The sequence below is a fragment of the Nocardia sp. NBC_01388 genome (assembly GCF_045040085.1).
Lineage (GTDB): Bacteria > Actinomycetota > Actinomycetes > Mycobacteriales > Mycobacteriaceae > Nocardia.
Genome location: NZ_CP109553.1, coordinates 6,185,800 through 6,198,520 on the forward strand (window position 1 = coordinate 6,185,800; position 12,721 = coordinate 6,198,520).

Sequence of the window (12,721 nt, forward strand, 5' to 3'; positions counted from 1 at the left end):
CACTCCGCCCCGGGACCCGACCCCTCAGGTCCCGGGGCGGAGTGCTGTTGTCACCCGGCCGAGAAGAACCTCAGCCGATGACGATCGGTTCGTTCAGCTCGTACATGCTGCGGCGACCGGTCATATCCGTGACCACCAGGCGCGGCAGGTTCGGCCCGGAATCGGCGTAGGCGTGCGAGGTGGCCGGACCGTTCGTGGTCAGGTGCGCCCCATCGCCGAAGTACCACTCGTACTGGCGAATCGCACCGCCCGCCGGGGTGGCGTCGAAATCCACCGTGGACCCGGACGGACCGGCGGTGCGGGAGACGGTGAAGCCGTCACCGAGAGGCCCACCGCCGCCGAACCATTCGCGGACTCTCGGATTCAGCAGGAAGGTTTTCGCGTACTGCCGCGCGCCTTCGACATCGGCGTGCCCGGCCACCGCCTTCCCGCACTGCGGCGCCTGATCACTGTGCGGTGGGCAGGCCAGCAGCCGCAGCGAGATCTCCTCGTCGCCCAGCGGATTCATCCACAGCTTGGAATCATTGCCGGCCGCTCCGCCGTCCTGACCGAACAGGCCGTCCGCGGCCACCGCGAAGGTCTCCCCGGCGGCGGTATTGGCGCGATCCGCGGCCGTGCGGAACGCCTCCGCCGAGGTCCGTACGAATTCCGACCAGCGCTGCTGCACACCCTGCGGGGTGCCCGGCGCGGCATCTCCGTAGAAGTAGTTGGACACCAGCACTTTCGGACTGCCGGGCAGCGCATGGGCCTTCTCGATGGCGTCCTGCATGCCCCGGCCGCCGTAACCAAGCTTGCTGCTGCTGAAGTACGGCACATTCGCGGCCGGATTGACCGGTTCGGCTCCCGCACCCCCGCATTCGCGGCGCACCGCGGCGGTCAGATCCTGACTGCCCGGCGTGAGTCCGACGGGGATGCCGAAGATCGGATCCAGATCATTGATGCAGCCGTCCAGCAGGACCAGGTCCACCTGATAGCCGCGGTCTCGGGCCTCGCCGCCCGCTTCCTCCAATTGGCAGAACACATCGGGTAGTTCACCGCCGCCGGCATTCGCGGCCGGACAGTGTGCGTTGTCGGCGTGCAGACCCGGTGCGTCCAGCGCCGCCCCGGAGACCGAATAGTCGTGTAGCCGGGTGACCCGGCCGGTCTGCGCGCCGAGCGTTTCGGTGGTGAGGTCACCGAACTTGCGATCCAGATCCAGCCCCTGTCCCCAGGTCACCGAATCACCGACCGAAACCACGTGCAACGGACGGCAATCCCGGCTCACGCGCAGATTCCACGGCTTGCCGTAGCCGCTGACCGCACCACCGGGAATCCGGGAGCGGGCATCCACGCGAAGCCGGCCGTCCGCGGGTAGCTCGTCCTGCGGGATATCGAATCCCACCGTCACCACGTCGCTGTTGACCGGTGCGATGCCGCTGCGAATCGGCTGCCCGCCACCCAGGATTCGCCACTCCACATCGGAGTGGGCCGGCACGCCCGGCGGGATGTACACGGCCGTGGTGCCGTGCAGCCCAGTATGTTCGGCTCCCTTCGTGCCGGCGCACTGCCCGTCCGCCGGCGTACTGACATCGATGATCAGTGGGTAATCGGAATTGGCATCGGCCTGGGCCATCGGCCCCGACACCGCGGTCGCACCCACTAATGCGGGCAGCAGCGCCGCCCGCCACCAGCGAGATCGCCACAATTTCACATGTGCCTCCTGAGCATTCCGCAACTTGACAGCAGCCATAGTGCGGGCCCCCCGCCCACTGCCAACCAGGCGCGCCGAATTGGCCTAATTTAGTCACTTCAAGCGGCGTTTCTGCTAGACAAACGGTATGAATGCGAGAAATCTGACGCTCGCTACACTGGCTTTCGCGCTGACTTTCTGTGCCTGGAACCTCATTGGTCCGCTATCAAGCAGCTACACAGACGATTTGGGCCTCTCGCCCGGTCAGACCTCCATGCTGGTGGCCACCCCCGTACTGGTCGGATCGCTCGGCCGAATTCCGGCGGGTGTGCTCGCCGACAAGTTCGGCGGGCGGCTCATGTTCGCCGTCATCTGCTTCGTCTCGATCATCCCCGCCCTGTTCGTCGGCTGGTCGAATTCCTATGGCGCGCTGATCTTCTGGGGCTTCTTCCTGGGTATCGCGGGCACCTCGTTCGCGGTCGGCGTGCCCTTCGTGAACGCCTGGTACGAACCGTCCCGGCGCGGCTTCGCCACCGGCGTGTTCGGTGCGGGCATGGGCGGCACCGCATTGTCGGCGCTGCTCACCCCGCGCCTGGTCGATCACCTCGGCCGCGCACAAACCCATGTGCTGATGGCGGTCGCGCTGGCGATCGTGGGCGTGATCATGCTGATGTTCAGCCGCAACTCACCGAAGTGGACCCCCGCGACGGAACCCGCGCTGCCACGGATCCGGGACGCGCTGAAGCTCAAGGCCACCTGGCAGGGCGCGCTGCTCTACGCGGTGGCATTCGGCGGGTTCGTGGCCTTCTCCACCTATCTGCCCACCGTGCTGCGCAATGTCTACGAATTCGCGCAGTCCGATGCGGGATTGCGCACCGCCGGGTTCTCCATCGCGGGCGTGCTCGCGCGACCGCTGGGCGGCATCCTCTCCGACAGGGTCGGCCCGGTCAATGTGCTGACCACCTCGTTCGGCGGCGCGGCCGTCATGGCGGTGGTACTGAGTTTCGATCCGCCACAGGAGTTCCGGCCGGCGTGAGCATGGTGCTGATGGCCTTCTTCCTCGGACTCGGCACAGGTGGCGTATTCGCACTCATCGCCGAGCTCGTCGATCCGGCGAAGGTCGGCACGGTGACCGGCCTGGTCGGCGCGGCCGGCGGACTCGGCGGTTATTTCCCGCCGCTGATCATGGGATTGGTCTACACCTCCCGGGGCAACTACACGATCGGATACCTGCTGCTCGCTCTCACCGCTGCCGCGGCATTGGCCTACACCCTGAAGGTGGGCCGCGAGATCCGCACCTGACGTCTCCGAAGGAGCCGCATGCGCACTGCACTCTCAGCCAGCCGCACCAACCGCAGGAAACGCCAGCCCCTCGCCGCCGAACGACCCGACCGCGAGCAGCTGCGCGACAGCGCGTCCGCGATCGAACATCAGGTGCTGCGCCACCTGGATTCCTATCTGCTGCAATTGGAATCGATGGTGCGAGCGGCGGGCGGAGTGGTGCACCGGGCATCCGACGCCGCCGCCGCGAACCGGATCGTGCTGGAGCTCGTTCAGGGCACCGGCGAGTCCGAGATCATCCGGGCCGATTCCGCGCTCACCACGGAGATCGGACTCGGCGATGCCCTCGCCGCCGCCGGAATCACCACGTGCGGAAACGATCTCGCTGCTGCCGAGGGCACCGATCCGGTGCTGCGCGAGAGACTACTGCGCGCGAAGGTCGCCGTCACCGGCGCGAATTTTGTTGTGTCCGAGAGCGGCACGGTAATGCTCGTGGAATCCGGCGGCACCGGCCGCATGTGCCTGACACTGCCGCGGACCCTCATCTCGGTGGCCGGCATCGACCGGATCGTGCCGACCTGGCGCGACCTCGAGGTGGTCCTGGAACTCCTTGCCGGTGGCGGCGAACGCATGCCGCGCTGCATCTCCACCTGGACCGGAGTCATCGACGGCGACGGACCGCGCGAGTTCCATCTCGTCCTGGTCGACAATGTCCGCACCCGCGCGCTCGCCGAGGAGCTGGTCCGGGCGGCCCTGCTCACCGACCGCCACGCGACGGCCGTCCCGCGCGAGTATCTGCGGCATGCGCCGGGCATCGAGCCGCATGATCGAACCGCCGTGCTGTCACTGTTCGTCGAACGCTCGAAACACCATGGCGCAGAGATACATCGGGTGACAGCCGACGAACTACCGGCGACCGTGACGGGGGCACTGACCCGGCACGGTGCGCACAGTGTCGTCGCTCCGGACGGCGTGCCCGCATCCTGGCTCGCCGAATGGTCGGCGGCCCCTGGCAATCGGGTGGTCGCCGACGAACCCGAGCTGACCCCGCTGGAGCTGGATCGAATCGACGCCGTGGTCACCAGTTGTGCTGCCGCCGTGGCGGATTCGGCCACCGTGGTACTGGACGGCGGATCGGGCCAGGGCCGCAGAGCGCCGACGCTGCTGCCGGACTGCCACATCTGCGTGGTCCGGGCCGAGCAGGTCGCCTCGGCCATTCCGGAGGTGATCGCCGTGCTGGATCCGGATCGCCCGCTCACCTGGTTCAGCGGGCCGCCGACCACCGCGGGCGGCAAGGGGATTCGAGTCCCAAGCGGGCCCGGGCCGCGTCGGCTGGTACTGATCCTGGTCGAACCGGAGTAGCGAAAAAGCGCAACTACCAGCGATTTTCACTCTGCAAGATCTTTTTAAGGCCGTGCCAAGCGCGGCCGAGCATTGTTTGTCACAACGCCGGAGCAGTTCCGGCACACAGACCACAACCGGCGGGGCGGGAACGCCGGGGCACGGTCCGGCCACGAGGGGTGCCGGATCGTGCTCCAGCAATCCAACCAGCTGGTTCACATAGGAAAGGCTGTCCTGCCGCGAAGGGGGCGACAGGACGGGGAAGATCCCGCCGGACCCGTCCACGAGGGGTGTCGGGTCCGGCGGGTTCTTCCTGCGCGAGCTACTGGCATGATAGGTAGTAAGTGCGCCAGGGAGATTGGATCAGACGATGGAAACAGTGGTCGTCCTCGTATTGGCCTGCCTGATCTACTGGTTCGGCCTCATTCACTGACCGGGCCGCGCTCAGGAGCGCGCCGCGGGCGTCGCCGCCACCGCGAGCAGGGCATCGGCGATCTGGCGGCAGAAATCCCCGGCACCGTCGGTGCCGTGCGTGAGCGCCCGGAACAGGGTCGCGCCGCGCAATAGTTCGAAGACGGCGTCGCTGTCGCAATCGGGGGCGGCCTGGCCGTCGGCCACCGCACCGGCCAGCAGCTCCCGCAGCACCTCCCGGGTGGGCAGTTCGCCGCGATCCAGCAGGCGGCGGTAGCTGTCGTGATCGTCGTGATACTCCGAGAGCAGACCCGGTATGGCCGAGCGCGCGGCCGGATGCGCTGACGCGGCCAGGAACAGGCGGGTCCACGCCAGCAGATCCGCGCGCAGATCACCGCTCGGGACCGGGTGCTCGAACGCCTCCAGACCGAAGATGGCATCCTCGACCAGGGCCCGCTTACTCGGCCAGCGCCGATAGATCGAGGTGGTGACCACACCTGCCCGCCGGGCCACCGCCGCAATCGTGGTGGCCTGATAACCCTCCCCCACCAGCAGTTCCAGTGTCGCGCCGAGCACTTGCGCGTCCAGCTGCGGGTCACGTGGGCGGCCCGGACCGAGACGCGTGCCTGGGGGTGCGCTCACCGGAACTCTCCCGTCGGGGTCGAAAAGAAAATCTGCGGATGAGGTTACATCCAGAACAGGTTTCAAATACGCTGCACCTCGTATTCTAATTATGTGGCCGCGGCCACATGCACCGAGAGGCACCCGCCGATGCTCACACCCCAGGACGAACTGCTCTGCCACCAGCTGCCCACCACCTTCGACCACGTCCAGCAGAGCGATCTGCGCTGGACCGAGCGGGTGGTCATGTACGGCTTCGACAAAACCCGCCGGGTGAGCGTGATGACCGGCATGGCGCGCTACCCCAACCGGAACCTGATCGACGCCTACGCCATGATCACCATCGGCGACAAGGCGCACACCATCCGCATGTCCCGGCAGATCGACGCCCGCTACGACGGGATCGGCTCCTGGCAGGTCGGGCCTTTCACCTACGAGATCATCGAACCGCTGCAGAAGGTGCGCGCCACCCTCGCCGACAATGAGCACGGCATCAAGCTGCAGCTCGAATTCGACGCACAGTTCCCGGCTTACGAGCAGGAGCCCGCCTTCTTCCGCACCCGCGGCCGCGTCCGCGAGGATGCCCGGCGGTACTACCAGAACGGCCGCGTCTCCGGCTGGCTGGAGTACGACGGCGAGCGCATCGAGATCGATCCCGCGGACTGGTGGTTCGGCCGCGATCACTCCTGGGGCACCCGGCACGGCGGTGGCGGCGGCGCCATCAACGAGGGCGCCGGAACACTGCAGCCGAACGAGATCCCGGACGGCGTCCTCTACTACATGGGCATCTTCCAATTCGAGGATGAGCTGGTGCATTTCGCGCAGCGCGAGACGCCCGAGGGCGCCCGCTGGCACTTCGAGGGCAATATTCTCTCGCCGCTCGGCGCCGATACCGAGCCGCAGCCGGTCCGCGACGCCGGCCACGATCTGACCTTCCGCGACGACTTCCGCATTGTCAGCGGCGGCACCTTCACTATCGTCGACGCGCTCGGCAAGACCCGGGAATTCACCATCACCCCGGTCGGCGACTTCTGGCCCGGCATCGCCGGTTACGACTTCTACCGCGGGTACGCCTCGGGGCTGTGGAAGGGCGAGGACTGGAGCGACAGCTTTGTCGCCGACCTCACCGATACGGCTGACCTGAAGCAGGCCAGCATGCTCAGCGAGACCTTCTGCAAGATCGAAACCGAGGGAAAGGTCGGCTACGGGCTGGTCGAAATGGTCTTCATGGGCCGCAACGAGCGCTACGGATACAAGGGGTACTGACCTTGAGCACCGAGCGACTGTCAGCAGAGCGGCTGGCAGCGGCACTGGAACCCGCTGTGCACCAGAACTTCCCGGTCTCCGGCGCGGCCCGAGTTCGCAATTTCAATCGCACCGATCGCGGATTCGCCACCGAGACCTTCCTTTTCGAGCTCGAAGACGAAAGCGGCGCGCTGCCCCTGGTTTTCCGGCGACCGCCGGAGATGTCGCTGTTCCCCGACTACGACCTGCTGCGGCAGGTGCTGGTCATGAAGCGGCTGGCGGCTACGGATATTCCGGTCGCCACACCGCTGTGGCTGGACCGGGAGGGCGAAACCCTCGGCAGTCCGTACTTCGTGATGAACCGGCTCGCGGGCCAGGCGCCCAGTGATTACCCCTCGTACCATTCGGCGGGCAATTACTTCGAGGCCACGCCAGAGCAGCGCGAGCGCATGTGGTGGGGGTGCGTCGATACCATCGCCGATATTCACCGGCTGGATTGGCGCGCACTGGATCTCGATTTCCTGGCGATGCCGAAGCACGGCAGCGGGCCGGTCGAGCAGATCGTCAACTATCTGGATTCGGCACTGCGCTGGGCCACCGAGGGAGCACTGCCCGAGACCTATGAGCGGGCGCTGGCCTACCTGCGGGACAACAGCTACGTGCCGGAGCACGCCACACTCTGCTGGGGCGATGCCCGCATGTCGAATATTCTGTACGACAACGACTTCCAGGTCAGTGGCGTGCTGGATTGGGAGATCGCGTATCTCGGCGATCACGAGGCCGATCTGGGCTGGCTGCTGTTCCTGGACTGGGCCAGTAGCGAATTCGAGGGTCATGCGCCGCTGGCCGGTACGCCGACCCGCGAGGAGACCATCGCGTACTACGAGAAGCGCACCGGAATGCCGGTCCGCAACCTCCGCTTCAACGAGATCCTCGCAGCCGTGCTGCTGTCAGTCCCCCTGCTGCGCATGGCCAATCGCATCCAACTGCCGCCGGAAATGAACATCACCGGATTCTGCACAGCCCGAATCGAGCAGCTACTGCCCTGATACACGAGACCGACCCTCTCACTGAGAAGCAATTGACTCGAAGAACTCAACCCCCAGACCTGACACCCAGGGGGTTGGAGTTCTTGGTTCATAACGACTAGCGGATCTTTTGTTTCACGTCGACTCGCCGGAGATACCTCGGAACATCGCTGATACTCGCAGGAACTGCCGATCGAAGGCGCCGTTCATGTCATTCGCCAGTCGCTCCAGACGGCTCGGATCGGTGAATAGGCTTCGGACCCCGGCCCGCGCAGAATTATCCAAAGGGCTTGCCATGTCGTACCCGAGCCGATGTGCACTTGCGAGCGCTGTGTCGTAGTCGTATCCGACGAGTAATTCGGTGTACTCCTCGTATAAAAGGTTGAGGTGTCGTCCTGCGTTGTACCAGTCGAGCATCGTAGCGAGGTCGATAGCATCTTTTCTGTCATCCCAGTGCCTGTCTGACCAGGCGACGAGCTTCAGCAGCGCTTGCGCGGCTATCGATGGAATTCGAACAACGAGCCGATCGGGCAGGTGGACCTTTTCAGCGCAGGCGCAGCGCAAGCAGTTCGATATCCAGATCGGCTGCATCCTCGACGGACTCGATCCGGAGCTGCGCGGGAAGCGCTGAATCACGCTGCGGCGATGGCCATTCGACGGCGATGGAACGGGGCTTCCACCATGACCGAGACGGCAAGCAGCACCGCCAGCACGGTCAGCAATGCCGCCACCGGAACATGGGTCGCGAGCGGGAGCGAGGCCAGGGCGAGCGCCGCGGTGAGCACCCGGATCACGACCACACCCTCCCCGAAACCGGTGAAGGCGGAGCGAATCATCGCCACCGAGAGCAGATAGACCGCCACGCCGCCGACAATGCACGCGGACACCGCGATACCCATCGACGCACCGGTCAGGGCCAGGCCCAGCAGCAGCGGCAGATGCCCGAAAACGTAGATGTGCAGCAGCTTTCCGGTCCGGGCCAGCTGGGCGTGCGCGTTCGGCCGCATTTTGCCGCCATTGAAGTACGACCACCACAGCCCGGCGGTGAGCGCGAAGGCGGCCACCGCCGTCACCCCGGCCCAGCTCGCGGTGCGGGCCGCCGCCAGGCCATTGGTGAAACCGAGCACCGATTCGCCGAGCACGATGATCGTGAAGAGCCCGAAGCGCTCCTGCAGATGTTCGGTCTCCTGCGAGACCCGCGCGAGTCGCCGGCCCGCCAGCAGCGGCAGCGCCAATTCGAAGAGCATGGCGGCCGCCCAGATGCCGTAGCGCAGCGGCCCGGCCTCGAAAACCAGTCCGCCGAGCCACAATACGGCGCTCGCCGCCGAACCCAGTGTGAAGGAACGGAATACCGGCCGCAGCGCCACATCCCGGCGCGAATCCCACCCGTACAGCGCCGCCACACCGGCCCGCGCCACCAGATACGCGATCACGAACCCCGCATCGGCATCCGACCCGCGCCCGACCCCGCCCGCGAACACCGCCATGCCCACGACCCCCGCCAACCCGGCGGTGGTCAGCAGCCGATGCGGATTCGAATCCCGATCGGCCCGATTCGCATGCACCGCATACAAAACCCACGCCCACCACAGCGGCACGAACAACCCCGCCGCCGCGGCCACCGACCCATCATCCGGATGCGCCCCCACCCGATGCGTCACCTGCCCGATAGCAGCCACGAACACCAGATCCCCGAAACACTCGAACCAGGTCGCCCGCCGCGGCACGGTAACCTCCACCGCCACAGCGGAATCCGAGCCCGCGACGAAATCCACACCGGAGGCGGGGACCGAGACGCCAGCACGGTCCTCGGAAACCACAGTGGCGGTGGGATTTGCAAGCATGGCCGGTACCGAATCGCATCGGGAGGGCGAGTCGGCCGGCGCGGGCAGCTTCGGCGGCTGGGGGTCGAGCATGCCATCAAACTACTGTGCGATCCGGTCTGCGACAGGCCGAGTGACCTGGCGTGAGACCGCCGGGCGACCTAGCCGCAGAACACCGGGCAGACCCGGCCGGAGAATGCCGGGCGACCTGGCCACTCGTCAGAGGTGACCAGGTCCGCGGCCGCTCAGGGGCGATCAGCGGCCGGTGGGGAGGTTGGTGCCGCCGTTGGCGTCCAGGACCACGCCGGTGATGAAGCCGTTGGTGGCGAGCATGTGGACGGCGCGGGCGATGTCCTCGGGGCGGCCGACGCGGCCGACCGGGGTGGTGGCGACCATGCCGACGAAGAGGGCCTGACGCTGGGCCGCGGGGACACGATCCCACCACGGGGTGTCGATGACGCCGGGCGAGACGGCATTGACGCGCACCGGGGCGAGCTCCACGGCCAGCGGCGGGACCATAGCGTCGAGGGCGCCGTTGATCGCGGCCAGGCCGACCGTGCCGGGGAAGGCGGCGCGGGACGAACCGGCGGTGATCAGGGTGACCGAGCCGGTCGGGTTCAGTTGCGGCAGTGCGGCTTTGAGGATGCGGACCTGGGCCCAGAACTTCTGATCGAAGCCCGCGGCCAGATCATCGAGGTTCAGTTCCGCGAAGGGACCGCTGCCCGCCGCCCCGCTGACCGCGATGACCAGGTGGTCGATCGGGCCGGACTGCGCGAAGAAGGCCTCGATATCGGCCTGATCGGTGGCGTCCATGCGGAAGCCGGTGCTCTTGCCGCCGATCCGGGCCAGGGCCGCATCGATCTTGTCCTGGGTGCGGCCGGTGATCACGACCTCGGCATTGCCGGCGGCGAAAGCGGTCGCGGTGGCCTCGCCGATACCGGAGCTGCCGCCCATGACGACGACGCGCTGCACCGTGGCTGAATCATTGGTGGTCATGTCTGACGCCTCTCTCGCTGTTGTCCCGCTCTATCCTTACGAGACCTACAGTCTTGATAACAGTGCTATCGAGACTTTTAGTCTCGACAAAGCAGTGAGTTGGATCACAGGAGGTAGAGCGTGAAATCGACCGGGGCCGTGAAATCGACCGGGGCACAGCCCAATCCGGAGCGGCCGCACACGGGCAGGCGGCGCAATGAGGCAACGCACCAGGCCATCCTGGATACCGCCCTGCGACTGCTCGCCGAATCGGACGGCGCACCCATCACCATCGACGCCATCGCCAAGGCGGCGGAGGTCGGGAAGCAGACCGTCTACCGGTGGTGGCCGTCGAAGGGCGCACTGCTGCTCGACGCACTGCTCGAGCGAGCCACGATCGACGTTCCGGCACCCGACAGCGGATCGATGCGGGAGGATCTGCGCACCGTCGTCGAGGCCACCTTCACGGGCGCACAGCGGAAACCGACCGGCCCCGCACTGCGCACCGTGGCCCGAGAGGCCGCACGCGATCCGCACCTGGCCGAACTCATGCGCGCTTTCACCGCACAGCGACGAACGGCCGTGCACGACATACTCATTCGCGGACAGCAGCGTGGCGAACTGCCCGCCGGGGCCGATCTCGATCTCATGGTGGATCAGTTCTACGGCGTCTTCTGGTACCGCTTCATACTCGGCCACGCCCCACTCGACCGCGCTACCGCCGATCGCCTCACCGACTCGATCATCAATGGCGCGTAGCGTGCACGCATCAATGGCACGTAGCGCACAGGAAGGCCCGCATGGCGACGAATCACCATGCGGGCCCGTGACTTTCGACTAGCTGCGGCTCACTTGCCGTTGAGCCCGGCGCGCACACCCTCTTCGATGCGCTTGCCGATCTCGGAATCGATGTTCTTCCAGTACTCGAAGACACGGCTCAGCACCGGTTCCTGCACCCCGCCGAGCACATGCCCGACCACATTGCCCACCAGGCGATCTCGCTGATCATCGTTCAGCACCTCGCGTACCAGCGTGCCCGGCTGCGTGAAATCGCCGTCCTCGGCGTGCTCGATGTATCCGGCGTGCACCATGGTGGGCTCGAAGTCCCACAGGCCGCCATCGGGCGCCAGCGACGGGTCCGCATGCGGTCCGCCGTACGAATTCGGTGCGTACACAGGCACATCCGCGCCGTTGTACTCGTACCGCATGGCGCCCTCCTTGGAGTAGGAGTTCACCCCCGCGGCCTTGGCCCGGTTCGGCGGCAGCTGCGCGTAGTTGGTGCCGATGCGGTAGCGGTGTGCGTCGGCATAGGCGAACACGCGGCCCAGCAGCATCTTGTCGGGCGAGAAACCGATGCCCGGAACCACATTCGACGGTTCGAAGGCGGCCTGCTCGATCTCGACGAAGTAATTGCCCGGATTGCGGTTGAGCGTCCACTTGCCGACCTCGATCAGCGGGTAGTCCTTGTGCGACCACACCTTTGTCAGATCGAACGGATTGAAGCGGTAGCCCTCGGCGTCCGCGACCGGCATGACCTGTACGTTCACCGTCCAGCTCGGGAAGTCGCCGCGCTCGATGGACTCCCACAGATCCTGGCGATGGAAGTCTGGATCGGTGCCCGCGCGGGTATCCGCCTCGGCCTGGGTCAGGCTCTCCACACCCTGGTCGGTCTTGAAGTGGTACTTCACCCAGAAACGTTCGCCCGCAGCGTTTATCCACTGGTAGGTGTGCGAGCCGTACCCGTTCATATGCCGGTAGGACTTGGGCACACCGCGATCGCCCATCAGCCAGGTCACCTGGTGCGCGGTCTCCGGGCGCAGGGTCCAGAAGTCCCACTGCATATTGTGATCGCGAAGTCCGTTGCCGGGCAGGCGTTTCTGGGATCGGATGAAGTCCGGGAACTTGATCGGATCCTTGATGAAGAAGACCGGGGTGTTATTGCCGACGAGGTCGTAATTGCCGTCCTCGGTGTAGAACTTCATCGCGAATCCGCGCGGGTCACGCCAGGTGTCGGGGCTGCCCTGCTCACCGGCGACAGTGGAGAACCGCACCAGCGATTCGGTGCGGGCGCCGGGCTGGAACAGCTTCGCCTTGGTGAAGCGGCTGACGTCATTGGTGACCACCAGTTCGCCGAATGCGCCCGCGCCCTTGGCATGCACGATGCGCTCCGGGACGCGTTCCCGGTTGAACTGGGCCAGCTTCTCGATCAGATAGTGGTCGTGCAGCAGGATCGGGCCCTGGGTGCCGGCGGTGAGCGATTCGTTGTCACTCACGACCGGGGTGCCGGTATTGGTGGTGGTCGGCTTGGTCATTCGAAAGCCTCCTCG

12 protein-coding genes are annotated in these 12,721 nt (G+C 66.3%); 6 read left to right on the forward strand and 6 right to left on the reverse strand.

The genetic code is table 11. From position 1 onward, the window contains the following. Positions 1-70: 70 nt before the first annotated feature. Positions 71-1,690, reverse strand: coding sequence for a PKD domain-containing protein (locus tag OG716_RS29880; RefSeq protein ID WP_405133860.1), 1,620 nt, complete (start codon positions 1,688-1,690; stop codon positions 71-73). 127 nt (positions 1,691-1,817) lie between these two features. Here OG716_RS29880 and OG716_RS29885 point away from each other — a divergent pair, with 127 nt between their 5' ends. Genes OG716_RS29885 through OG716_RS29895 form a run of 3 tightly spaced genes read left to right on the forward strand, consistent with a single transcriptional unit; the run spans position 1,818 to position 4,312 of the window. Beyond that, a complete protein-coding gene (locus OG716_RS29885) occupies positions 1,818-2,705 on the forward strand; it encodes a nitrate/nitrite transporter (protein ID WP_405133861.1) in 888 nt (295 codons plus the stop codon). After that, a complete protein-coding gene (locus OG716_RS29890) occupies positions 2,702-2,971 on the forward strand; it encodes a hypothetical protein (RefSeq protein WP_405133862.1) in 270 nt (89 codons plus the stop codon). The genes OG716_RS29885 and OG716_RS29890 overlap by 4 nt, the downstream gene beginning before the upstream one ends. Before the next feature lie 18 nt (positions 2,972-2,989). Continuing rightward, entirely contained in the window at positions 2,990-4,312 is a 1,323-nt protein-coding gene (locus tag OG716_RS29895) for an LUD domain-containing protein (RefSeq protein ID WP_405133863.1), read from the forward strand. A 423-nt stretch (positions 4,313-4,735) separates the two neighbouring features. Here OG716_RS29895 and OG716_RS29900 read toward each other — a convergent pair whose 3' ends face one another. Continuing rightward, the gene (locus tag OG716_RS29900; protein WP_405133864.1) at positions 4,736-5,344 is read right to left on the reverse strand and encodes a TetR/AcrR family transcriptional regulator; all 609 of its coding nucleotides are present in this window, start codon (positions 5,342-5,344) and stop codon (positions 4,736-4,738) included. Positions 5,345-5,473: 129 nt separating this feature from the next. Here OG716_RS29900 and OG716_RS29905 point away from each other — a divergent pair, with 129 nt between their 5' ends. Both OG716_RS29905 and OG716_RS29910 read left to right on the forward strand, forming a co-directional pair. Next, complete coding sequence (locus tag OG716_RS29905; RefSeq protein WP_405133865.1) at positions 5,474-6,589, forward strand: hypothetical protein; 1,116 nt, start codon at positions 5,474-5,476, stop codon at positions 6,587-6,589. A gap of 2 nt (positions 6,590-6,591) precedes the next feature. Further along, a complete protein-coding gene (locus OG716_RS29910; RefSeq protein ID WP_405133866.1) occupies positions 6,592-7,617 on the forward strand; it encodes a phosphotransferase family protein in 1,026 nt (341 codons plus the stop codon). Positions 7,618-7,731: 114 nt separating this feature from the next. On the opposite strand, the gene OG716_RS29915 is transcribed toward OG716_RS29910, so the two are convergent. The 3 genes from OG716_RS29915 to OG716_RS29925 all read right to left on the reverse strand — a co-directional run bounded on the left by OG716_RS29915 (position 7,732) and on the right by OG716_RS29925 (position 10,415). Further along, positions 7,732-8,232, reverse strand: coding sequence for a hypothetical protein (locus OG716_RS29915; protein ID WP_405133867.1), 501 nt, complete (start codon positions 8,230-8,232; stop codon positions 7,732-7,734). Next, on the reverse strand, positions 8,229-9,512 hold the full coding sequence (locus OG716_RS29920; protein WP_405133868.1) for a low temperature requirement protein A: 1,284 nt from the start codon (positions 9,510-9,512) through the stop codon (positions 8,229-8,231). Before OG716_RS29920 ends, OG716_RS29915 begins: the two co-directional genes overlap by 4 nt. 162 nt (positions 9,513-9,674) lie before the next feature. Next, positions 9,675-10,415, reverse strand: coding sequence for an SDR family oxidoreductase (locus OG716_RS29925; protein ID WP_405133869.1), 741 nt, complete (start codon positions 10,413-10,415; stop codon positions 9,675-9,677). A gap of 120 nt (positions 10,416-10,535) precedes the next feature. Between OG716_RS29925 and OG716_RS29930 the strand changes: the two genes are divergently transcribed. After that, complete coding sequence (locus OG716_RS29930; protein WP_405133870.1) at positions 10,536-11,153, forward strand: TetR/AcrR family transcriptional regulator; 618 nt, start codon at positions 10,536-10,538, stop codon at positions 11,151-11,153. Positions 11,154-11,242: 89 nt separating this feature from the next. On the opposite strand, the gene OG716_RS29935 is transcribed toward OG716_RS29930, so the two are convergent. Beyond that, the gene (locus tag OG716_RS29935) at positions 11,243-12,706 is read right to left on the reverse strand and encodes a catalase (RefSeq protein WP_405133871.1); all 1,464 of its coding nucleotides are present in this window, start codon (positions 12,704-12,706) and stop codon (positions 11,243-11,245) included. Positions 12,707-12,721: the final 15 nt, after the last annotated feature.